Source organism: Duganella sp. AC917, assembly GCF_979258245.1.
Map to the genome: position 1 here is coordinate 3045723 of NZ_OZ409848.1, position 22443 is coordinate 3068165.

Annotated in this window: 22 protein-coding genes; 9 read left to right on the forward strand and 13 right to left on the reverse strand. The window is 64.4% G+C overall.

Annotation, left to right across the window (positions count from 1 at the left end):
- Positions 1-117 precede the first annotated feature (117 nt).
- The 6 genes from ACZ0BA_RS13130 to ACZ0BA_RS13155 all read left to right on the forward strand — a co-directional run bounded on the left by ACZ0BA_RS13130 (position 118) and on the right by ACZ0BA_RS13155 (position 4692).
- Positions 118-993, forward strand: a complete 876-nt coding sequence (locus ACZ0BA_RS13130; RefSeq protein ID WP_463451710.1) for a putative selenate ABC transporter substrate-binding protein — start codon at positions 118-120, stop codon at positions 991-993.
- A 16-nt stretch (positions 994-1009) separates the two neighbouring features.
- Positions 1010-1843 (forward strand): phosphonate ABC transporter ATP-binding protein, encoded by an 834-nt coding sequence (locus ACZ0BA_RS13135; protein WP_463451711.1) that lies wholly within the window; start codon positions 1010-1012, stop codon positions 1841-1843.
- Positions 1843-2676 (forward strand): PhnE/PtxC family ABC transporter permease, encoded by an 834-nt coding sequence (locus ACZ0BA_RS13140; RefSeq protein WP_463451712.1) that lies wholly within the window; start codon positions 1843-1845, stop codon positions 2674-2676. The genes ACZ0BA_RS13135 and ACZ0BA_RS13140 overlap by 1 nt, the downstream gene beginning before the upstream one ends.
- Complete coding sequence (gene phnE / locus ACZ0BA_RS13145; RefSeq protein WP_463451713.1) at positions 2673-3467, forward strand: phosphonate ABC transporter, permease protein PhnE; 795 nt, start codon at positions 2673-2675, stop codon at positions 3465-3467. Before ACZ0BA_RS13140 ends, phnE begins: the two co-directional genes overlap by 4 nt.
- Before the next feature lie 63 nt (positions 3468-3530).
- Positions 3531-4226, forward strand: coding sequence for an ABC transporter ATP-binding protein (locus ACZ0BA_RS13150; RefSeq protein ID WP_463451714.1), 696 nt, complete (start codon positions 3531-3533; stop codon positions 4224-4226).
- A 178-nt stretch (positions 4227-4404) separates the two neighbouring features.
- Positions 4405-4692 carry a hypothetical protein gene (locus tag ACZ0BA_RS13155; RefSeq protein WP_090320664.1) on the forward strand — a complete coding sequence of 96 codons (288 nt, stop codon included), beginning with the start codon at positions 4405-4407 and terminating at the stop codon, positions 4690-4692.
- A gap of 142 nt (positions 4693-4834) precedes the next feature.
- On the opposite strand, the gene ACZ0BA_RS13160 is transcribed toward ACZ0BA_RS13155, so the two are convergent.
- Positions 4835-6166, reverse strand: a complete 1332-nt coding sequence (locus tag ACZ0BA_RS13160; RefSeq protein ID WP_463451715.1) for a tetratricopeptide repeat protein — start codon at positions 6164-6166, stop codon at positions 4835-4837.
- Between the two features lie 135 nt (positions 6167-6301).
- On the opposite strand from ACZ0BA_RS13160, the gene ACZ0BA_RS13165 reads away from it, so the two are divergent.
- Both ACZ0BA_RS13165 and ACZ0BA_RS13170 read left to right on the forward strand, forming a co-directional pair.
- Positions 6302-7846, forward strand: coding sequence for a DUF1800 domain-containing protein (locus tag ACZ0BA_RS13165; RefSeq protein WP_463451716.1), 1545 nt, complete (start codon positions 6302-6304; stop codon positions 7844-7846).
- A 52-nt stretch (positions 7847-7898) separates the two neighbouring features.
- Positions 7899-9098, forward strand: a complete 1200-nt coding sequence (locus ACZ0BA_RS13170) for a DUF1501 domain-containing protein (protein WP_463451717.1) — start codon at positions 7899-7901, stop codon at positions 9096-9098.
- A 9-nt stretch (positions 9099-9107) separates the two neighbouring features.
- Here the strand turns inward: ACZ0BA_RS13170 and ACZ0BA_RS13175 are convergent, their stop codons facing one another.
- The 3 genes from ACZ0BA_RS13175 to ACZ0BA_RS13185 form a co-directional block, all read right to left on the reverse strand.
- Positions 9108-9650, reverse strand: a complete 543-nt coding sequence (locus ACZ0BA_RS13175; protein WP_463454747.1) for a TetR/AcrR family transcriptional regulator — start codon at positions 9648-9650, stop codon at positions 9108-9110.
- A 14-nt stretch (positions 9651-9664) separates the two neighbouring features.
- On the reverse strand, positions 9665-10132 hold the full coding sequence (locus ACZ0BA_RS13180) for a nuclear transport factor 2 family protein (protein WP_463451718.1): 468 nt from the start codon (positions 10130-10132) through the stop codon (positions 9665-9667).
- 74 nt (positions 10133-10206) lie between these two features.
- Entirely contained in the window at positions 10207-10464 is a 258-nt protein-coding gene (locus ACZ0BA_RS13185) for an ArsR family transcriptional regulator (RefSeq protein ID WP_463451719.1), read from the reverse strand.
- Between the two features lie 85 nt (positions 10465-10549).
- On the opposite strand from ACZ0BA_RS13185, the gene ACZ0BA_RS13190 reads away from it, so the two are divergent.
- Positions 10550-12871 (forward strand): FdhF/YdeP family oxidoreductase, encoded by a 2322-nt coding sequence (locus tag ACZ0BA_RS13190; protein ID WP_463451720.1) that lies wholly within the window; start codon positions 10550-10552, stop codon positions 12869-12871.
- 4 nt (positions 12872-12875) lie between these two features.
- Here ACZ0BA_RS13190 and fdhD read toward each other — a convergent pair whose 3' ends face one another.
- The 9 genes from fdhD to ACZ0BA_RS13235 form a co-directional block, all read right to left on the reverse strand.
- Positions 12876-13694, reverse strand: a complete 819-nt coding sequence (gene fdhD, locus ACZ0BA_RS13195; protein ID WP_463451721.1) for a formate dehydrogenase accessory sulfurtransferase FdhD — start codon at positions 13692-13694, stop codon at positions 12876-12878.
- A gap of 61 nt (positions 13695-13755) precedes the next feature.
- The gene (locus tag ACZ0BA_RS13200; protein ID WP_463451722.1) at positions 13756-14529 is read right to left on the reverse strand and encodes a GNAT family N-acetyltransferase; all 774 of its coding nucleotides are present in this window, start codon (positions 14527-14529) and stop codon (positions 13756-13758) included.
- A gap of 107 nt (positions 14530-14636) precedes the next feature.
- Positions 14637-15296 carry a hypothetical protein gene (locus ACZ0BA_RS13205; RefSeq protein ID WP_463451723.1) on the reverse strand — a complete coding sequence of 220 codons (660 nt, stop codon included), beginning with the start codon at positions 15294-15296 and terminating at the stop codon, positions 14637-14639.
- A 62-nt stretch (positions 15297-15358) separates the two neighbouring features.
- Positions 15359-15748 (reverse strand): response regulator, encoded by a 390-nt coding sequence (locus ACZ0BA_RS13210; protein ID WP_463451724.1) that lies wholly within the window; start codon positions 15746-15748, stop codon positions 15359-15361.
- 9 nt (positions 15749-15757) lie between these two features.
- On the reverse strand, positions 15758-18457 hold the full coding sequence (locus tag ACZ0BA_RS13215) for an ATP-binding protein (protein WP_463451725.1): 2700 nt from the start codon (positions 18455-18457) through the stop codon (positions 15758-15760).
- Entirely contained in the window at positions 18444-19244 is an 801-nt protein-coding gene (locus ACZ0BA_RS13220) for a transporter substrate-binding domain-containing protein (protein ID WP_463451726.1), read from the reverse strand. Before ACZ0BA_RS13220 ends, ACZ0BA_RS13215 begins: the two co-directional genes overlap by 14 nt.
- Before the next feature lie 24 nt (positions 19245-19268).
- Complete coding sequence (locus ACZ0BA_RS13225) at positions 19269-20723, reverse strand: Ppx/GppA phosphatase family protein (protein ID WP_463451727.1); 1455 nt, start codon at positions 20721-20723, stop codon at positions 19269-19271.
- Between the two features lie 171 nt (positions 20724-20894).
- On the reverse strand, positions 20895-22076 hold the full coding sequence (locus ACZ0BA_RS13230) for a GGDEF domain-containing protein (protein WP_463451728.1): 1182 nt from the start codon (positions 22074-22076) through the stop codon (positions 20895-20897).
- Positions 22077-22089: 13 nt separating this feature from the next.
- Positions 22090-22365 carry a hypothetical protein gene (locus ACZ0BA_RS13235; RefSeq protein ID WP_463451729.1) on the reverse strand — a complete coding sequence of 92 codons (276 nt, stop codon included), beginning with the start codon at positions 22363-22365 and terminating at the stop codon, positions 22090-22092.
- Between the last annotated feature and the right edge of the window lie 78 nt (positions 22366-22443).

The following is a 22443-nucleotide window of genomic DNA, read 5'->3' on the forward strand; positions in this document are numbered from 1 at the left end:
GGCCCGGCCCGGCCTAAGACCGTGCGGCCTTTCACATTCGGATGAGTTATAAACAGAGTTGCACGCACAGTTACGCGCATATAAATAGAAACATAATCCTTACATAGGGCACCACCGATGAAATTTTCCCCGATGAACACGCTCAAAACCCTGCTGGCGACAGGCCTGCTGCTGGCGGCCGCCCATTCCCAGGCGCAATCCGCCGACCGCGTGCTGCGCGTGTCCGCCATCCCGGACGAGGCGCCGACGGAACTGCAGCGCAAGTTCAAGCCGCTGGGTGAGTATCTGGAGAAAAAAACCGGCTTGAAGGTCGAGTTCACCCCGGTGACCGATTACGCGGCGTCGGTCGAGGCGCTGATCAATAAAAAAGTGGACATGGTCTGGTTCGGCGGCTTCACCTTCGTGCAGGCCAAGGACCGCAGCAAGAACCAGGTCACGCCGCTGGTGCAGCGCGCGGAAGATGAAAAATTCCGCTCGGTGTTCATCACCACCAACAAGGATATCAACAAGCTGGAAGACCTGAAGGGCCGCACCCTGAGCTTCGGTTCGGAATCGTCGACCTCGGGCCACCTGATGCCGCGCTCCTACCTGCTGGCCGCGAAGATCGATCCGGACGGCGATCTGAAACGCATCGCCTTCTCCGGCGCGCATGACGCCACCGTCGCCGCTGTCGCCGGCGGCAAGGTCGATGCCGGCGCGCTGAATATCTCGGTGTGGGAAAAAATGGTCGCCGAGAAGAAGGTCGATCCTGCCGTGGTGCGCGTGTTCTACACCACCCCGGGCTATTTCGACTACAACTGGACCGTGCGCACCGACATGAGCGCGGACCTGAAGAAGAAGATCACCGACGCCTTCCTGGCCCTCGATCCGAAGAACCCGCAGGACAAGATCATCATGGATCTGCAGCGCGCCTCCAAGTTCATCCCGACCAAGGCCGAGAACTACACCGCGATCGAAGCGGCCGCCCAAAACGCCGGCCTGCTGAAGAAGTAAGGTTTAAAAGTACTCGATGCACACCTACCAATTGCGGAACCTGACGGTGCGCCACGCCGGCGCACCGGCTTCCGCTGCCGCCGCGCCGCCCGCCCTGCACGCGATCTCGCTGACCGTGGAACAGGGCGAGCAACTGGCGCTGATCGGCCCTTCCGGCGCCGGCAAGACCACGTTGCTGGCAACGCTGGCATGCGCCCAGCGACCGGCCGAAGGAAGTTTTAACGCCTTCGGCGCCGATCCCTGGGCGCTGGGCGAAGGCGCGCGCCACCGCCTGCGCGCGCAGCTGTTCCTGGCGCCGCAAACGCCGCCGCTGCCGCCGCGCCAGCGCGTGGTGACGGCGGTGCTGGCCGCGCGCCTGCCGCAATGGAGCGTGTGGCAAGCGCTCGTTTCGCTCTTCAAACCGGCCGACCCGCAAGCGGCGTGGCAGGCGCTGTCGCGCTTCAACCTGGGCGACAAGCTGTACTCGCGCGTCGACCGGCTGTCCGGCGGCGAGCGCCAGCGCTGCGGCCTGGCGCGCCTGCTGCTGTCGCCGGCCAAGGCCCTGCTGGTGGACGAGCCCTTGTCGGCGCTCGACCCGGCGCTGTCCGAGCTGACCCTGGCCACCCTGCGCGAGGAAGCCGCGTCGCGCGACGCCACCCTCATATGCAGCCTGCACCAGGTCGATCTGGCGCTGCGCCACTTCCCGCGCATCGTCGCCCTGCGTAACGGCCGCATCGAATTCGACCTGCCGCGCGCGCAGGTCACGCAACAGATGATCGACGAACTGTATCAGGGCGAGCAAATCGTCAGCCCGCCGCCGCCGGACCACGAGGCGCTGGCCGTCAAGCTGGGGATCGGCGCTTGTCTGTAATGACTGTCTTCCCACCTCACCTGCACGCCGATCCGGCCTGGCGCGGCCGGCTGATCGCCTGCGCGGCCGCCGTCGTGGTCCTGTGGCCGATGCTGGTCGTGAGCGAATTCAAACCGTGGCTGCTGTGGGACTGGCAAAGCCTGTCGGCCACCGGGCGCTTCCTGTCGGACTTCCTGGTGCCCGCGCACGGCGCCGAATTCCTGCAGATGCTGCTGCGCGAAACCTGGCAGACCGTGGCCATCGCCACCGCCGGGCTGACCCTGGCACTGCTGGGCGCCATCCCCGCCACCCTGATCATCAACGAAAAACTGTCGATTTCCGCGCTCGGCACGGGACGCATGCGCCTTCCCGCCAGGCTGCTGCGCCAGGGCGTGCGCTGGCTGCTGGTGCTGTTGCGCAGCGTGCCGGAGTTGGTATGGGCATTGCTGTTCGTGCGCATTATCGGCCTCGGTCCCACCGCCGGCGTGCTGGCCATCGCCCTCACCTACTGCGGCATGCTGGGCAAGGTCTACGCCGAGATCCTGGAATCGTCCGACGCCCACGCCACCGACACCCTGATGGCCAACGGCAGCGGCAGGCTCGGTGCGCTGCTGTACGGCGCGCTGCCGGAATCGGCGTCGGAGCTGATGTCGTACACGGTCTACCGCTGGGAGTGTGCGATACGCGGCTCGGTGGTGATGGGCTTTGTCGGCGCCGGCGGCCTCGGTCAGCGCATGGACGAATCGATGAAGATGCTGGCCGGCGCCGAGGTCTCGTCGATGCTGCTGGTGTTCGTGGCGCTGGTCGCGCTGGCGGACCTGTTCTCCAAAATCCTGCGCAGGCGGCTCGGATGAACCGACCGATGATGCCCAAGCCACCGGCGCGCGACTGGACCGTGTTGGCGCTGATGGCGCTGGTGGCGGTGCTGGTGATCGCCAGCTTTGCCGCGCTGCCGCTCAAGTGGCGCGAGTTTTTCACCGTCGACGCAATCAACAGCGTGGTCGAACTGCTGGCCGGCTTCGCGCCGCCGGACCTGTCGCCCCGCTTCCTGACCAAGACCGCGTGGGCCACGATAGAAACGATGTCGATGTCGGCGCTGGGCACCTTGCTGGCGGTGCTGGCCGGGCTGGCGTTGTCGCTGCCGGCGTCGGGCCGCTTCGGCCGCGCCCCGCGCGCGGCGGTGCGCGGAGCGCTTAACGTGCTGCGCTCGATCCCGGAGCTGGTGTGGGCCTCGATCCTGTTGATCGCCGCCGGCCTGGGTCCGTTCGCCGGCACGCTGGCGCTGGCCGCGCACACGGCCGGCGTGCTGGGACGCCTGTTCGCCGATTCGCTGGAAAACGCCGCGCCGCTGCCGGAGCAAAGCCTGCGCACCAACGGCGCCTCCGCCATCAGCGCCTTCTTTTACGCGACGCTGCCGCAAACGCTGCCGCAAATGCTGTCCTATACCTTGTACCGCTGGGAGAACAATATCCGCGCCGCCGCCATCCTCGGCGTGGTGGGCGCCGGCGGTTTGGGGCAGATGCTTAAATATCACCTGTCGTTGTTCCAGATGCAGAAGGCCGCCACCGTCATCATCGCCATGCTGCTGCTGGTCGCGCTGGTCGACGCCATCAGCTTCGCGATGCGCCGCGCGCTCACGCGCTGATACGATCCCATCGTCCGCCAAACCGCCAAACCGTCAATCCGCGTCCTTACAGGAGCCCGTCCCATGCTCGAACTGCGCAACCTGTCCAAATCCTACGCCAGCGGCCGCCCCGTGCTGTCCAACCTCTCATGGACCTTCAAGGCGGGCGAATTCGTCTCCATCATGGGCGATTCCGGCGTCGGCAAATCCACGCTGCTCAACCTCATCGCCGGCCTCGATACGCCGGATGTCGATCCCAACGCCGCACCGGGCGAGTCGCCCATCATTGTCGACGGTGTGCCGATGTCGGGGCTCGACGACGACGCCGCCACCAAATTGCGGCGCGCGCGCATGGGCTTCATCTTCCAGGCCTTCCACGTGCTGCCGCATCTGACACTGCTGCAAAACGTCGCGCTGCCGCTGCTGCTCAACGGCCTGCCCACGGCGCGCGCGGCCGAGATGCTCGACGCCGTCGGCCTGGGCGGGCGCGGCAACGACTTTCCGCATCAGCTGTCCGGCGGCGAAATGCAGCGCGTGGCGATCGCCCGCGCGCTGGTGCACCGTCCGGCGCTGGTGCTGGCCGACGAACCCACCGGCAACCTCGATCCCGATACCGCGCACAGCATCCTTACCTTATTGCGGCGCGAAATTAAATCCACCGGCGCGTGCGCCATCATGGTGACCCACTCCCAAATCGCGGCCGAGATGACAGACAAAGTCCTACAACTATCGAAAAGCTGCATACAAGAAACAACAAACGTCAACCCGTTTAAGCAATAAACAAGATAATTCATTTGTTAAACCCTGCTTTTTTCCGCGCGAAGTAGTATTATTTGAATTAACTTGCATGGTTATCAAGAATGTTGAGCCGCGAGCCACTTTCAAATCACAAATAAGTGGACGCTAGCCTTGCTGGGAAACGTCTTTTTGACACGTTTGAGCAAAGGAGGAGCAAATCATGAACGTACGGCAAAAAAAGCTGGAACTGATCGAGGCCATGAATCGTGCTCGGGCGCTGGAACCATCCAGCTTCGTCCCGAACAAGTTGCTTGATACCTTGATCGAAAAAATGAACTTGAAAAACGACGCGGAATTGTGCCGAGTTTTAGAAGTGCAGCCTCCCATCATCAGCAAAATCCGACACCGCAAGCTGGCAGTTGGAGCCACGATTTTGCTGCGTATGCATGAAAAATCAGAGATCAGCATACGGGAATTGAAAGATCTGTCGACCGCTTCAATGCATTGAGCAGCTTAGCTGATCTTGCCATGCCAAGCGCCGGCATGCGGTACCGGCGCCCCCTTAATGCACCAACGCGTCAGCCCAAACCCCGCTGAACGCAGCATTAATTCTCCCTCGAGCCCCCTGCTCCACCGAACACAAAAACCAATCAGAAGAACTCAGGATGCCGCTTTAACAGTTGCGCCTCGAAGTCGTTCACGACCGTGAAGTTCGGCACCTTCGGCGCGATGCCGCGTCCTATGTCCCAGCTGCGCCATGCGCGCGGGCTATCGCCGGTCATCAGCAGCAAATCACCCAGATCCTTGTACGCGCCGCCCAACACCGGATTGGCCTCCAACACCTCGCCGAACAGCTGCAGGCTCTCCTTGCGCTGGCCAAGCCGCAGGCGGTTGTTCGCTTCCAGAAGTTTGAGGACGTAGGCCTTGCGCGGCGCCTGTTTGCGCAGCTCCGCCAGCGTCTTGACCGCGCCCTCGAACTCCTCCTTGTTCTTCGGGCTGACGGCGGCCATCATCAGCGCCACCGCCGGGTCCTCGCGCATCTTCTCCAGTTGCGCGGGCGTGAACGGCAGCATCGGCTCGCCGGTGGCCAGCACGCACTCGGTGCGGCCCAGCATCGTGTCGAGCAGCTGATCCTCGCGGTACTCGGCCGCCGTGTCGCAGGGATGGGCGGCGCGCAGCGCGGCCAGCCGCTCCGGCGGCAGCGACGCCATCCGGTCGAGCATGATATCAAGCTCGCCCGCCTGCGCCGCGCGGGGCGCGTAGCCTTTCAGGTCATAGGCCGGCGGCTGCGCTTTTTTCACTTCGGCGACATCGATGCTGACGGTGCGCACGCCCACGGCGGTGTTGACGGTGAACGTCAACTGCCCGGGAATCACGCCATCCCTTGCCAGCCGCGCCAGCAGTTGCGGATGCCCGGTCTGCGTATAGCGCAGGAACTGCGCGAAGCGTGCCGCGTCAGCCGCGCCGACCTTGGTGCCGGCCTTGCTCCACGACGCCAGCTTGCGGCCCTCGCTGGAAAACTCCAGCGTGCCGTCGCCGGCGTTTTCATCGATCTTGACCGCGTCGTCGTCCGCCACCGAGAGCTCCTGCTCGCGGTCCACCTGGCGGCTGAGGGGCGTATCGATCTTCGCCTTGGCCAGCATGGCGTTGATGTTTTCGCGGTTCTTCAGCTCCATGGTGCGGAAGCCGGCAATGCTGAACAGCGAATAGTCGACATACGCCTTGTTGACCGTGTCGAGCACATAGTAGCGGCGCGACTTGAAGTCGTAGATCAATTCGACCTTGGGCATCCGCACGGCGGTGTAGTCGTCGGACAGCGTCACGTCCATCACCTGGCGCGTATCGGCCGGCGGGTTCGGCACCCCTTTGGCGGAGTCGGTGTGCACCGAGGCGGTGACCTGCAGCGTGACGGCGGCGAAAGCGCAGTGGCTGGCCGCCAGCGCGGCGCACAGCGACAAAAGGCGAAGCGAATGTCGGGCCATGGGATTTTCTATCGCCTTGTTCAGGAATTGTTTGGGGAGGGCCGCGCGCCACGGTAACATGTTGTAGCACACGATACATGGCAAATATAGCAGTTCGCCGGGATTGGCGTACTCTACAGGCTTATGACGATCACCATGCCCACATTGTCCTTGCGATTCGGCTCCCTGGCCGCCTGCGCCGCCCTGCTGGTGCTTGGCGGCTGCGCCACGCCTTTCTCACCCGCCGACACCTCGGCGGTCAAGCCCGATCAACTGGCCGGCGCCTTGAACCGCGTCAGCTGGGGCGTCAACCAGAGCACCTGGCAGCAGGCCGAAAAACTCGGCTACGACAGCTGGCTCGATCGGCAGCTGCATCCCGCACCGGCGGTGCTGCCACCGGCCGCGCAGGCGCAGATCGACGCCATGACGATCACGCAAAAGCCGCTGCCGCAATTGATCCAGGAACTGGACCAGCAACGCAAGGACATCGAGAAGATCACCGTCGACGACGACAAAAAGGCGGCGCAGCAGGCTTACCAACAGGAGTTGAACCGCGTCGCCAAGGAAGCGGCGGCGCGCTCGCTGCTGCGCGACCTGTACTCGCCCAACCAGTTGCAGGAGCAGATGACGTGGTTCTGGATGAACCACTTCAACGTCCACCAGGGCAAGAGCAACCTGCGCGTGCTGGTCGGCGACTATGAGGACAAGGCGGTGCGCCCGCACGCGCTGGGCAAGTTCCGCGATCTGCTGGCCGCCACCGTGCGCCATCCGGCCATGATCCGCTATCTGGACAACGAACAGAACGCCGCCAACCGCATCAACGAGAATTACGCGCGCGAGCTGATGGAGCTGCACACGCTGGGCGTGGACGGCGGCTACAGCCAGCGCGACGTGCAGGAACTGGCGCGCATCCTCACCGGCGTCGGCGTCAACCTGGGCACGACCGAACCGAAAGTGAAGAAGGAGCTGCAGGCGCAGTATGTGCGGCAAGGCCTGTTCGAGTTCAATCCCGGCCGCCACGACTACGGCGACAAGGCGTTCCTCGGCCAGACCGTCAGGGGCCGGGGCCTGGCGGAGGTCGACGAGGCGATCGACCGCCTGAGCCGCCATCCGGCCACGGCGCGCTTCATCAGCCGCAAGCTGGCGGTGTACTTCGTCGCCGACGAGCCGCCGGCGGCGCTGGTCGAGCGCATGGCCGCCACCTTCCGCGCCAGCGACGGCGACATCGCGGCGGTGCTGCGCACGATGTTCAGCGCCGACGAATTCGCACAATCGCTGGGGCGAAAATTCAAGGACCCGGTCCATTACGTGGTCTCCGCCGTGCGCCTGACCTACGACGACAAGGTGATCCTCAACACGGGCCCGATGCTGTCGTGGCTCAACCGCATGGCCGAACCGCTGTACGGGCGCCAGACGCCGGACGGCTATCCGCTCACCGAATCCGGCTGGGCCAGTCCGGGCCAGATGACGACGCGCTTTGAAATCGCCAAGGCCATCGGCTCCGGCAACGCGGGCCTGTTCAAGACCGACGGCCCGCAGCCGACCGAGCGCCCCGCCTTCCCGCAACTGGCCAACGCGCTGTACTATCAAACGCTGCAAAAAACACTGGGCCAGCCCACGCGCCAGGTGCTCGAACAGGCGACGTCGCCGCAGGAATGGAACACCTTCCTGTTGTCGTCGCCCGAGTTGATGCACCGCTGACGCCGGGGCGGCAGAGAATAAGCACCCAGGACAAGCACCGAGGAGACGCACGATGAAACGCCGCACCCTGCTTCAATCGATGGCCGCACTGCCCTTTGCCACGATGGCCGGCAAGCTGTGGGCGGCGCCGGCCAGCAAAACGCGGTTGCTGGTCGTCTTCATGCGCGGCGGTTACGACGCCACCAACCTGCTGGTGCCGATCTCCAGCCAGTTCTATTACAAGGCGCGGCCCAACATCGCGGTGCCCAAACCCGGCGACGACCTCAATGCGGCGCTGCCGATCAACACCGATTGGGGCCTGCATCCGGCCCTGCGCGAGAGTATCTACCCGCTGTTCACCATCGGCCAGGTGGCGTTCGTGCCGTTCGCCGGCACCGAGGATATCTCGCGCAGCCATTTTGAAACGCAGGACAGCATAGAACTGGGCCAGGCGCTGGACGGCACGCGCGACTACCGCTCCGGCTTCCTGAACCGGCTGGCGGCGACGCTGAACGCCGATCGTTCCAGCGTCGGCGGCGGCGCCATCTCCTTCACCGACCAGCTGCCGCTGATCATGCAGGGCGGCGCGCAGGTACCAAATATGGCGCTGCGCTCGATCGGCAAACCGGGTATCGACGCGCGCCAGGCGAAGATGATCGCCTCGATGTACGGCGACACCCCGCTGGCGCGGCAGGTGCGCGACGGCTTCGTGGTGCGCGAGGACGTGATGAAGGAGATGATCGGCGAGATGGACGCGGCCAACCGCAACGCCATCACCACCAAGGGTTTCGAGCTGGAGGCGCGCCGCATCGCCAAATTGATGAAGGAAAAATACAATATCGGCTTTGTCGATGTCGGCGGCTGGGATACCCACGTCGGCCAGGGCGGCGCGACCGGCTATCTGGCGGGCCGCTTCGAGGAGCTGGGGCGCGGCCTGGCCGCCTACGCAAAGGAAATGGGGCCGGACTGGAACGACACGGTGGTGGTGGTGGTCAGCGAATTCGGCCGGACCTTCCGCGAGAACGGAAACCGTGGCACCGACCATGGACACGGCAGCGTCTACTGGGTGCTGGGCGGCGGCGTCGCCGGCGGCCGGGTGCGCGGCGAGCAGATACGCCTGGAACAGAACACGCTGTTCCAGAACCGCGATTACCCGGTGCTCAACGAATACCGCGCCATGTTAGGCGGACTGTTCGCCCGCATGTACGGGCTGGACGCGGGCCAGGTGGAGCGCATCTTCGGCACAAAAGGCCAGGACCTGGGCTTGATCTGAACGCTGGCGCTATCCTAGCCGCAGCCGCATCCGTTCCAGCGCGCGCATGAACAGCTCCGGCTCATCGGCAGCGCGCGCCAGCACCAGCGCGCCCTGGATGCCGCCGACCGCGTCCTCGGCCAATTCGCGCGCGGCTTCCGGCGCACGTCCGCCGCGTTGCAGCGCCGCCGCCAGCGCATCGACCCATTCGGCGAAATAGGCCTGCACCCTCACGGCAAAGCGGTCGCGTTCATGGCCGAGCGCGAACACGCCCACCAGGCAAACCTTGCGTCCGGACAGGAAATAGCGGCCGACCGCCGTGAACATGTCGGCCACGCCCTGGCGCGCGTCGGCGTGCGCGCGCAGCGGCTGGAACACCTGGTCGCGGAACCAGCCATCTATATTAGTGAGCACCGCCTCGGCCATCTCATCTTTGCCGCCGGGGAAGAAGTTGTAGATGCTGCCCTTGCCCAGGCCGGTGCCTTCGGTGATGCGCGCCAGGCTGGCGCCCTCGAAGCCATAGGTGCGGAACACTTCGGCCAACAGCGGCACCACGTCGCCGCGCTCGCCCATCACCCTAGCCACGGTTAGAACCCCAACTCGCTCAGGCTGGCGTGGCCGGCCGGGCGCGGCGCGCTGGCATCCCAGTGGAATTTGCGGTCTGCCGCCGCGATCGGCGCTTCGTTGATACTGGCCAGGCGCAGTTGCATCAGCCCGTCCGCGGCGAATTCCCAGTTCTCGTTGCCATAGGCGCGGTACCACTGGCCGGAATCGTCGTGGTATTCATAGGCGAAGCGCACCGCGATGCGGTTGCCTTCGAAGGCCCACAACTCCTTGATCAGGCGATAGTCGAGCTCGCGCGTCCATTTGCGGGTCAGCAGGCCGACGATTTCGGCGCGACCGCTGACGAATTCGGCGCGGTTGCGCCATCGGCAATCTTCGGTGTAGGCCAGCGATACTTTTTCCGGATTGCGGGTATTCCAGCCATCCTCGGCCATACGGACTTTCTGGATCGCGGTGTCGCGGGTGAACGGAGGCAGCGGCGGACGGCTCATGGCGGGCTTTCAATGGTTGTACCAAACGGTACAAGCAGTCTACTGCCATCCCGAGGCGGACGCAAGCGATTTTTTCAGGTGAACAGTTCCTTCGAAAGTTGCCGACCAGCGACACTCAAGCCCACGGTGCCGGTGATGCCGCCCTCGTCCAGCCGCAGCTCGACCCAGTCCGCCTCCACCAGCATCACCAGCTGGCGCCGCAACACGCTCATCGGCCGTTGTGCCTGTTTGCTGAGCTTTGCCAGCGAGCATGGTTTGTCGGGGTGCTCCAGTTCGATGCGCCACAACGCCTCCAGCACGCCGATCAGCGCCGCCATCACTTCATCATCCATGTACCGCCATCCTTGATCTGTTTTCTGCCGACATTTTGATTCTGCACTATACTCTCGGAAATACAATATATTACCGGAAAGCAACATGCAAAAAGATAAACCCGATGGCCACGTCGAACCGTACCACCACGCCGCAGGCGGCTGGGGCGCGTTGAAACAGGTGGCGATCAACCTGGTGCGCGAAAAGGTCAGCGGCGGCAACTTCAAGACCTTGCTCAAGCAAAACCAGCCCGACGGGTTCGACTGCCCGGGCTGCGCCTGGCCGGACCGCGAAAACGCCTCGACCTTCGAGTTTTGCGAGAACGGCGTCAAGGCCGTTGCCGCCGAAGCGACCAGCAAGCGCGTCAAGCCCGAGTTCTTCGCCGCGCACACCGTCGCCGAGCTGCTGCGCCAGTCCGACTACGAACTTGAACAGCACGGCCGCCTGACCGACCCGATGGTCTACGACCGCGCCAGCGACAAATACCTGCCGATCGCCTGGGACGACGCTTTCGCGCTCATCGCCCGCCATTTGAAGGCGCTGCCCGACCCGAACCAGGCCGCGTTCTACACGTCCGGCCGCACCGGCAACGAGGCCGCCTTCCTGTTCCAGCTGTTCGTGCGCATGTACGGCACCAACAACTTCCCGGACTGCTCCAACATGTGCCACGAGCCGACCAGCCGCGGCCTCCCGGGCACCGTCGGCATCGGCAAGGGCACGGTGACGCTGGAGGACTTCGAGCATGCCGACACCTTGCTGATCTTCGGCCAGAATCCGGCCACCAACCACCCGCGCATGCTGGGCGAATTGCGCGACTGCGCCAAGCGCGGCGCGCGCATCGTCTCCATCAATCCGCTGCGCGAGCGCGGCCTGGAACGCTTCACCAGCCCGGCCCACGCGCTGGAGATGCTGACCAATTCGAGCACCACCATCAGCACCCTGTTCATCCAGCCGACGCTGGGTGGCGACTTCGCGCTGATCAAGGCGTTGGCCAAGCGTCTGGTCGAACGCGACGACGAGGCCATGGCAGCCGGCCAGGCCGGCCTGCTGGACCGCGCCTTCATCGCCGAACACACCAGCGGCTTCGAGGCGTTCGCGCAGGACCTGCGCGCCCAAAGCTGGGCCGAGCTGGTGACCGAATCGGGCGTGCCGCGCGCGCAGATCGAGGAGCTGAGCGAGATTTACATCAACGGCAAAAACGTCATCTGCACCTGGGGCATGGGCCTGACCCAGCACAAGGGCGCCGTGGCGACGATCCAGATGCTGTCCAACCTGATGATGATGCGCGGGAATATCGGCCGCAAAGGCGCCGGCCTGTGCCCGGTGCGCGGCCACTCCAACGTGCAGGGCGACCGCACCATGGGGATCGAGGAAAAGCCGACCAAGGCCTTCCTCGACCGCATGCAAAAAGTATTCGATTTCGAGCCGCCGCGCGAGCATGGCTACGATGTGGTCGAAAGCATCCAGGCCATGCTGGACGGGAAAGTGAAAGTCTTCTTCGGCATGGGCGGCAATTTCGCCATGGCGACGCCGGACACTCCGCTGACTTTCGACGCGCTGCGCGCCTGCGACCTGACGGTGCACGTGGCCACCAAACTGAATCGCAGCCATCTGATCCTCGGCAAAGAGGCGCTGATCCTGCCGACGCTGGGCCGCACCGAGATCGACATGCAAAACGGCGTGCCGCAAGGCGTGACGGTGGAGGATTCAATGAGCATGGTCCATCTGTCGTATGGCATGAACCAGCCGGCATCGAAAAACCTGTTGTCGGAGACGGCCATCGTCGCGCGCATGGCCCACGCGACCCTGGGCAGCGACAAAATCGACTGGAACGCCTACGGCAGCGACTACGCCAGCATCCGCGACGCCGTCGCCAAGGTCTTCGACGATTTTTACGACTTCAATGCGCGGGTAGCAAAGCCGGGCGGCTTCCATCTGAAGGTGGCCTCGCGCGAGCGCGAATGGCGCACCGCCAGCGGCAAGGCGCAGTTCGTGGTGCACGCGGTCGATACCGATACGCCGATCCACCGCGCCCGCGCACTGCACGGCGAACGGTTGATGGTGCTGATGACGGCGCGCTCGCACGACCAGTACAACACGACGATTTACGGCATGGACGACCGCTATCGCGGCGTGTTCGGCTTGCGCCGCGTGGTGTTCATCCACAAGGAAGATCTGGCGATGCTGGGTATGAAGAACGGTCAGTATGTCGACATTGTCAGCGTGTGGGACGACGACGTCGAACGCCGCGCCGAACGTTTCGCGCTGGTGGAATACGACATCCCGCGCGGCTGCCTGGGCGCTTACTTCCCGGAGACGAACGGTCTGGTGCCGCTGCACAGCACCGCCGACGGCGCCGGCACGCCGACGTCGAAGTCGATCCCCGTGCTGTTGTCGTTGTCAGCGGAGCAGTCGCCGGCGGAATAAGCGCTCAGGTGTACTCCACGCACCCGTCCTGCCGGCAAAAGCTCACCAGCTTGACGCCGGCCTCGCTGGCGATATCGATCGCCAGCGTGCTTGGGGCGGAGATGGTCGCCAGCATCGGAATATTCATACGCGCGGCCTTGCGCACCAGCTCATAGCTCGCACGGCTGGACATGAAAACAAAACCGCAGCGCATATCCACACCGTCCAGCGCCAGATGGCCGATCAACTTATCGAGCGCGTTGTGGCGCCCCACGTCCTCGCATACTTTGAGCACCGCGCCGTCGGCATCGCACCACGCCGCCGCGTGCACGCCGCCGGTCGCCTTCATCAACTGCTGATGCGCGCCCAATTCCGCCGCCGCACGCGCGATCGCCGGCGGTAGCGACACCTCGTCGTGCAGCGCGGGTGCGGTAATGCGACCCGGCTTCAGGTCCAGCAGCTCCAGGCTCTCGATGCCGCACACGCCGCAACCGCTGCGGCCCGCCATCGACCGGCGCTGCTGCTTGAGCTGTACGAAGTTTTCCTGCGCGATCGTGATTTCAACTTCGAAGCTGCGCGCATGTTCGTGCAGTTCGATATCGTAGACGTGGGAGGCTTGCGCCACCAGGCCCTCGGTGAGCGCGAAGCCCATGGCGAAAGGCTGGAGCTCGCGCGGGGTGACCATCATGACGGCGTGCGATATGCCATTGATTACCAGCGCCACTGGCAGCTCCTCGGCCACGCGGTCGGTGGTGCTGGAGGCGTCCTGCGGCGCCGTGCCGCGATGACGCACCGCTGGGCGCAACTGGAAGCCCGCCCGTTCTACTTCACTATCCAGTTTCATCGCTACCGCCCCGCAAATAAACCATTTTACACGGGGCGGGCGAGCGCCGCAGAGACTTGCCTTAAGCGGCCAACGGCTCGTTTGCCACGCCGTAGTGGCGCGCATAACGTCCATCCAGATTGGCCAATGGCAGCAGCAGGAACAAATCGGCGCTTTCGAAATCGGGATCCCACGCCGGTTCGCCGCAAATCCAGGCGCCAGAACGCAGATAACCCTTGAGCAGCGGCGGCACCTGCGGTTTTTGCGCAGCTTCCAGCTTCGAGAAAGGGAATGGCAAATGCGGCGTGACGCGGTATTCGGAAGGCGCCATGTGCTGGCCGATCAGCGACTGGAACACGGCGACGGCATTGTGACCGCCATCGGCCAGGCTGATACTGGCGCAGCCGGCCAGATAGTCGCAATTCTCACGGCGCATGTAGTCGGCCAGGCCGGACCACAGCAGCATGATGACGCTGCCGCCACGATAGTCGGGATGGATGCAGGCGCGCCCCGCTTCGACCATGCGGCCACGCAGGTTGTTCAAGCGGCCCAGATCGAATTCGCCTTCGGAATAGACACGGCCGATTTTACGGGCGCGCGATGCACTCAGCAGGCGGTAGGTGCCCACCACCTTGAGCGTGTTCGCGTCGCGCACGACCAGATGATCGCAATGCTCGTCGAATTCGTCGCTGTCGAGACCATCCTCGCGCACCAGCGAACTCAGTCCCATCGTTTCGATGAAGACCTTGTAGCGGAGGCGCTGCACTTCACGCAGTTCTTCGGGCGTGCTTGCCATACTCAGCACCAGCTTGCCGGAAGTCGCTCGGACGTCCGCTTGTATGATCGAGGTTTGCATGCTTCATCCTTTCTGTGGAAGACGAAGCAAGCGTACCGGTCGAATACTTCAAGGAAATGACAACTTAATGTCCGTTCCGTGACATGCGCACAAGTGTTGTATTTAAATCAGCTTTTCTTCGGACGGCCGGTCTTCAGCTGCGGCAGGCTGCCCAACACTTTTTGCAACGTCGCCATGTCGATCTGGCTGATCAGCGCTACGCCGATACGCAACAATTCGCTCTTTTTGATCTCGAAACCGGCCTTCAGGCACGCTTTCTTGACCTGGCTTAGCACAGCGTATTCCTGTTCAGGCATCGTGAAGCTGTCGCGCACCAGCTTTTCCTTTGGCAGTTTTTGCTTGGCGGCATCCGGTGCGGCTGGCTTGACGGCCGCAGTCTTGGAAGTGTCGGCAGGCGATTTTGGCGCGACGGCTTTCGGTGCGGCTTTTGGCGCGGCGGCTTTAGCAGCCGGCTTTGCGGCGGCCTTTGGGACTGCCTTCGGCGCCGGCTTGGCGGCGGCTTTCGTCGCCGGCTTGGCGGCTGCCTTGGCTGCCGGTTTGGCCGCCGGTTTGGCGACAGTCTTCGCGGCCGGTTTAGCGGCGGCTGGTTTCACTGCTGCCGGTTTTGCTGCGGCAGCTGGCTTGGCGGCTGGTTTAGCGGTTTTTTCGGCTGGCTTTGCAGCTGGCTTTGCGGCCGGTGCGACGGCGATCTTTGCTGCTGGCTTGACGGCGGCGGCTTTGGTCGTTGGCGCTTTTCCGTTGGCCAGACCGTTTACGGGCTTGTTCATACTTACTCCAATTTAATCAACAATATAAACAATATATATCATTTACGTAAATTTTGCTTGCGTTATCGCAAATGTGCTGCGACCCGTGCGAACAGCAGCTGCGGGCTGACCGGCTTGCGCAGGAAATCCACGCCGCCCGCCTTATGCCCCATCACCTCGTCCTCCGCCTGACCTTTCGCGGTCAAGAACAACACCGGAATGGCGCTGCTGGCCGGGTCGGCCTTGAGGCGGCGGCAGGTCTCGAAACCGTCCATGTCGGGCATCATGATATCGAGCAGAATCAGATCCACCTTCGCCGAGGCGACGATCTGCAACGCCGTCGCGCCGCTGGTCGCCACCTTGGTGTTGTAGCGGTCCTTCAACAACCCGGCGATCAACGTCAGGTTGTCGGGCGTATCGTCGACGATCAACACCGTTGCGCGGTCGTCGGAATTAATGGATTTCATGTTCATGGCGCTTCCTTATTCTTTCTCTTCATCAGCGGCGGCGGCCAGCAACTTGTCCGCAGCTTCAAACTCGTACTGTTCCATGTGGTGCTTGAGGCGCCCCATGGTCTGCGGCGACAATATCGTCGCCAGACTCGCCCGCACGCTCTCGAAGTAATCCAGGCTCTCGCCGCTGAACTCCGCCAGCAGCACGCGCAGCCCGGCGATCGCCAGGCGCGCCTCCTCCTCGCTGAAGATCCGGACTTGTGCGCGCGGCGGCAGCGGCGGCACCACCTTCATCGACATGCCCAGCCAGCGCGAAAGCACCCGGTAAAGCCGCTGGGGATCGATAGGCTTGGTCACATAGTCCTGCATCCCGTTGGCCAGGCAGCGGGCGCGCACGTCGGCCAGCGCGTGCGAGGTCACGGCGATCACCGGCAGCTCGTTGAAGCGAACGTCCTTGCGCAGCTGCTGGGTGGCCTGGTAGCCGTCCAGCAGCGGCATGCCCAGGTCCATCAACACCAGGTCGTAGGCGTGCGGCCCGGCCGCCAGCAGCCGCTCCACTGCCAGTTGGCCGTTGCCGACGACTTCAACGTCCAGGCCTTGCAATGCCAGCAGCCCCCTGGTGACATCCTGGTTGTCGGCGCTGTCCTCGGCCAGCAGCACGCGCGCGGTGCGGCGCGGCGAGGCGTCGAGCTTGAGCTCCCCGACCGGTCCATCGTAGACGGCCGCACGCACCGCCAGCGCCGCCGCGTCGGACACCGCCAGTTCCACATCGAAGCGGAAGGTGGAGCCGTGACCGACCTGCGTCTCGACCTCGATAGTCCCGCCCATCAGCCGCACCAGCTGCTGCGAAATCGACAATCCCAACCCGGTGCCGCCGTACTGGCGCGTGGTCGAGCCGTCGGCCTGGATAAAGGCGCGGAACAACTTGCCCTTCTGCTGCGGCGTCATGCCGATGCCGGTGTCGCGCACCGAAAAAGCCAGCCTGGCCTCGCTGTCGGCCGCGGCATGGCCGCTTACCAGCGCACAGCGCAGTTCCAGCGACCCGGCCGGCGTGAACTTGACCGCGTTGTTGACCAGGTTAATCAGCACCTGGCCCAGTCGCAGCGGATCGCCCACCAGATAGCGCGGCACGTCAGGGGCAACGTCGATGACGTAGCCCAGTTGCTTGTCGGCGGCGCGCTGCGCCGTCACGCTGGAGACATGGGCCAGCACATCGTCCAGCAAAAACGGAATCGCCTCCAACTCCAGACGGCCCGCTTCGATCTTGGAAAAGTCGAGGATATCGTTGATGATCCCCAGCAGCGACAGCGCGGCCATGTGGATCTTGTTGATGTAATCGTGCTGCTTGGGCGTCATCTCCGTGCGCAGCGCCAGATACGCCATGCCCAGCACGGCGCTCATCGGCGTGCGGATCTCGTGGCTCATATTGGCCAGGAATTCGGATTTGGCGATGCTGGCCGCTTCCGCCATGGCGTTGGCGGTGACCAGCTTTTGCTCGCGCTCGCGGCGCACGCTGATGTCGCGAATGAAGGCGCAAAATTCATAGCCGCCCTGCGCGTCGGTGGCGACCTTGGTGATCGACAGCTCGATCGGGAATTCCTCGCCGTTGCGGCGCAGCGCGAACACCTCGATGCGGCTATCGAGCGCTCCGCCACTACCTCCCAGGGCATGCCGACGCATGCCGCGGTGATGGTCGTAGCGGAAGCGCGGCGGAATAATGGTCTGGTCCAGTTCACGACCCAGCGCCTCGTCGCGGCGCCAGCCGAAGATCCGCTCGGCCTGGGTATTCCAGCCGACGATGCAGCCTTCGGGATTCATGCGCACCACCGCGTCGAGCGCCGTGTCGACGATGGTTTGCAGCTTGGCTTCGCTATCTTCGGCGATCAGCATCGATTCGGTCAGCTCGCGGGTGCGCTCGCTGATGCGCTGTTCCAGGTCGGCGTTCAGATCACGGAGCTCTCGCTCGGCGTCGCGCAGTCGCGTGAGCGTATCGCGGAAGCGCAGCACCGCTTCGGACATGCGCCCCACCTGGTCCTCGCGGCCGATGCCGGACAGTTTGATGTCGGTCTCGCCGTGCGTCAGCTTTTCCAGGCCGGCCTGGATATCGGAGAACGGCCGCGCCGCGCGGCGCGCGACGACGAAAATCGACAGTCCGATGCCCAGCGCCAGCAGCAGGTTGGCCGCCACCGTATCGACAATGCGGCGGCGCAGGTCCTCGTCGATCTTCTGGCGCGAGAACGACAGCTCGATGCTGCCCAATTCATAGGTGCGGCGCGCGTCGCTGAAGCTGATGGCGCGGCGCACGTGGATCGCGGCCGCCGGCTCACGCAGCGGCGAGACGTAGCTGGCCATCTCGGCGCCGCTTGGCGCCAGCACGCGCAGCACCAGCACTTCCGGCGTGGCGCCGGAGGCGTCGACAACGCTGGAGACGGCCGCGCTGTTGATGTCGAACAGCGGCCGCGCCAGCGCCCGCGACAATACCGCCGTGAGCCGCTCCGCCCTCTCGCGCAGGTTCTGCTCCGCCTCGGTGCGCAGCGTTTGCATCACATAGGTGGTATAGATGGCGGTGGAGACGGCCAGTGCGAAGAAGATGCCAAACCCCAGCCGCAGGAAGATATTGCGGCGCCAAGCGCCACGCAGCCGCGCGAGCGGGCCGCGCCCGCGCAGCAGCACCGCGTCGGCGGCGGCATCGCTGGCGGCGGCAGGCCGCCTGGTGTCAATGGCTGGCACTTTCGGCCCGTTCCAGCCTTTTGTACGCCGCGCTGTTGCGCGACTGTTCGACGGCGCGCCAGATCCGCTCGGACAATTCCGGGCGCGAGGCCACCATCGCGTGCGACAGGATCAGGAAATAAGGTTTTTCGATGATCGGAATCGGCAACTGCTCCAGTTCCGACTTGAGCGGGCCGCGCATCAGGCCACCGGCGTCGCTACCGCCGACGGCGGCCGCCGCCACGCGCCCGGCGATCAGCTTGCGGGCCAGTTCGACGGCGCGCTGGCTGCCCTCGTCCACTTCCAGGTTCTGCGCGCGCAGCACATCGCCCACCGAATACCCAAGCTGGAAGCCGATCGGGCCATCGAGGTTGCGGAAGCTCTTGCCGTCCCATTCGACCTTGCTGCCTTTTTTGCGCAGCACCACATAGCGGTCGACGTGCATGCGCTTTGTGATGTCGATTTGCTCGCCGCCGGGGTACTCCCCCAGCTCGCGCCGGTCCGGTTTGAAGCTGACGGCGAAGGCGCCGTCGACCGCGTTGGACTTGAGCTGCGCCAGGCAGCGCTTCCACGGAATGCTCAGGTAATTGAACTGGATGTCGAGCCGCTGCTCGACCATCTTGAGCAGCTCGAAATTGAGGCCGCCGCCCTTCTCGGTACGCCACGGCAGCACGTCCTGCGCCTCGAAACACAGGGAGACGACTTCCTTCGGCTTGTCGGCCGCGTGCGACGCCAGCGGCACGGCCAGCGCCGCCAAGGCGATGACCGTGCGCGTAAAGCTACGCACAACATGGTGGTGTTGGGTCATCGGCGTCTCCCGTCCTGATATTGCTTAGCCGCTGGTGCGAATGCTGAAATCCACGCCCACTTCGTCCCAGTTCTCCTGTTCCTTCTCCAGCCAGTATGACAGCGTTGGATGCTCGGCCACCCATTCACGGCGGATCTCCAGCTCGATGCGGTTCTTCACGCGCAGCTTGAGCAGGCTGAAATCGATATCGATACGCGAGTGCATGAACAGCACCGCCAGCCGCAGCGCCACCACCGCCTTGGCGAAGTCCGGCTCCGACAGCACCTCGACCACCTTGCGCAGATTGCCCTTGTGGGCGAGGATCAGGCGGCTCATGACCTTTTGCTCGCGGGTGGTAAAACCCGGCAGGTCGGCATTCTCGATCATGTAGGCGGCGTGCTTGTGGTATCCGGTCTGCGACACCACCAGGCCCACCTCGTGCAGCAGCGCGCTCCAGTACAGATGACGCGTGTACTCCTCGGTGGCCGGCTTGGTCTGCAGGTACAGGGCCAGCGCGTCGTCGGCCGCGCGGTTGGCGCGGCGCTCGTCGACGTGGAATTTTTGAAGGCAGGCCTGCACCGACTGCTCGCGCCGATCGCGCTTGGTCGAGCGCAGGTGCAAATCCCACATCACGCCCATGCGCAGGCCGGCCTCGATCGGCTGCACCGCCGGGATATCGAGCTCGCGCACCAGGCCAATCAAAATCGCCAGGCCGCCGATGATGGTGCCGGCGCGATCCGGACGCAGGCCGGCCATTTCGATCTTGCTGACATGGCCGAAGTCGATGAAGCGCTGTTTCAGGGCGCTCAGGGTAACGGCGTTGACTTCGCGCCCAATGCCGTTCTTGACGATGATGTCCGCGATGGTGCGGGCCGTGCCCGAGGAGCCGTAGCACTGCTTCCAGAACTGCGGCCGGTAAGGCGGCGCGGCGTCCTCGAAATGGCTGCGCGCCGACAGGATGGCCGCCTCGAACGACGGCGCGTCGACCCGGCCGCCGACAAAGAAGGCCAGGCTTTGCTTGACCGTGCCGACGCTGAACGATTCGACCTTTTCGATCTCCTGGCCTCGCCCCAGTATCAATTCGGTCGAGCCGCCGCCGATATCGATCACCAGCCGCCGCTCGCCGGGGGTGGCCAGCGCATTGGCCACGCCCATGTAGATCAGCCGCCCCTCCTCCTCGCCGGAGATGATCTCGATCGGATGGCCGATGGCCAGTTCGGCCTGCGGCAGGAAGGCGGCGGCGTTGCGCGCCACGCGCATGGCCGAGGTGGCGACCACGCGCACGCCGTCGAGCTTATAGCCGTCCAGCACGGCGCGGAAATTCTTCAGGCAGGCGAGCGCGCTTTGCATCGCCGCCGGCGTCAGGTTGCCCTTGTCGTCCAGGCCTGCGGCCAGGCGTATCGGCTCGCGCACGCTTTTCAGCACGCGGATCGCATCGCCGTCGTGCTTGCCGACGTGCAGGCGGAAACTGTTGGAACCCAAATCTACTGCTGCGTACATAATTGAAAGCCTCTCTGTGCAAACGGCTACGAAGGCTTGCGGTGGTTCGGACCGAACCGGAATCAAACTAAACGATTTACACGGTTGCGAAAATCATCACGATATGCGCCCATTATGACAGCGTGATGACGCCAGCGCGCGCGCACTGTCGGACGCGCCCAACAGAACGGCTTACGCCTCCAGCGCGCTGGCGGGCGACTGCGCCTCCGCCACGCGGTTGCGGCCGGACGCCTTGGCCTCGCGCAGGGCCTCGTCGGCGCGCTTGAACAGGCTCACGGGGCTGTCGTCGGCGCGGATGGTCGTCACGCCCAGGCTGGCCGTCATGTTGATGACGGCTTTTTCGGCCTTTATCGGCAGCAAGGCGATGGCGTTGCGGATACGCTCGGCCACCATCATGGCGTCGTCCTGGGTGGTGCGCGGCAGCTGGATGGCAAACTCGCCGCCGCCCAGGCGCCCCATCAAATCGCTGTCGCGCAGCTGTTTTTTGCAGACGTCGACCATCGCCACCAGCACCATGTCGCCCACGGCGTGGCCATAATCGTCGTTGATGCGCTTGAAATGATCGAGATTGAGGATGATCAGCGCCGTCGGCAGGCCCGGACGGCGCGCCAGCGCCATCCACGGCGTCAGCGCCTGGTAGAAGCCGCGCCGGTTCGGCACGTCGGTCAGCGCGTCGAGCACCTCGAGCCGCGCCAGCTCGCCGTCGAGCCGTTCGTGCCCCAGCAGCAGGTAGCCGAAAGCGTTGCTAAGCATCATCAAATACAGCGCGGCGATGCCAACGCCCTGGATCAGCGTCGGGCTTACCCAGCCCCAGCCGTCGGGCAGCGCCAGCGACAGCAAGCCGCGCGCCACCACCGCCAGCGACAGCACCAGCATGGCCACTACCAGATAGCGGCGCAACATGCTGCCGGCCGACCAGCCGCGCCCGAGCGCGGCCGCGCCGGCGACAAAGAAGAACCCGGTGACGACCGACGTGATGGCGATGCGCTCGGGCGCCGGCTTGTCGAGCAGCCAGGCGCTGACAAAGATCGCGATCGACGCCGTCAGCATCGGCACCAGATAGCGGCGCCACACGCGCCGGCCGGCCTGCTCCCACAGCGCCGAAGCGTCGAGCGCGAAGCCGGCGAACAGCAAGGCGTTGGCGAAGGGAATTGTCAGGAAATCGGGCAAAGTGCCGCGCAGGTACAGCAAGGTCCAGGCGACGGCCTGGAACAGCTTGGCCCGGGACCAGGTGGCGGTGCGCGCCTGGCCAGCGCCAGCGGCGACGCCCTGTTGCTGCTCAAAAAAGAACAGCGCCGCGCACAGGCTCAAATTGCCCAGCGCCAGCGCCAGTACCAGTGTTTTTATATCCATGACCGGGGGCTGGTCAGACCTCGTGCTCGACGTTGGTGCTGCCGTCGCCAATTTTGCTGGCCCATGCCTGCGTGAAGTACGCTTTTTCGTCCTCGGCCGGGGCGTCGTGCCAGAACACGATCAGCGTGCCCTTGTGGTCGTGCAGCTGGCTGACCTTCTCGATGAACGTCGGCTTGCCGGCCACGTCTGCCAGGGCGACAACGTAACCGTAGATCCGGGTCAGCCGCTCGATGCGGTCCGGTTCGGTCAGGCTGTTGGTGGCGGTAAGCGTAGGGTGATCTAAAAACATCGTCTCTCTCCAAGATGGCAGCCAGGGGGCTGCCGGGGCTAACGTCAATGTACCTATTATTTTTCCGTCTGTAAATGC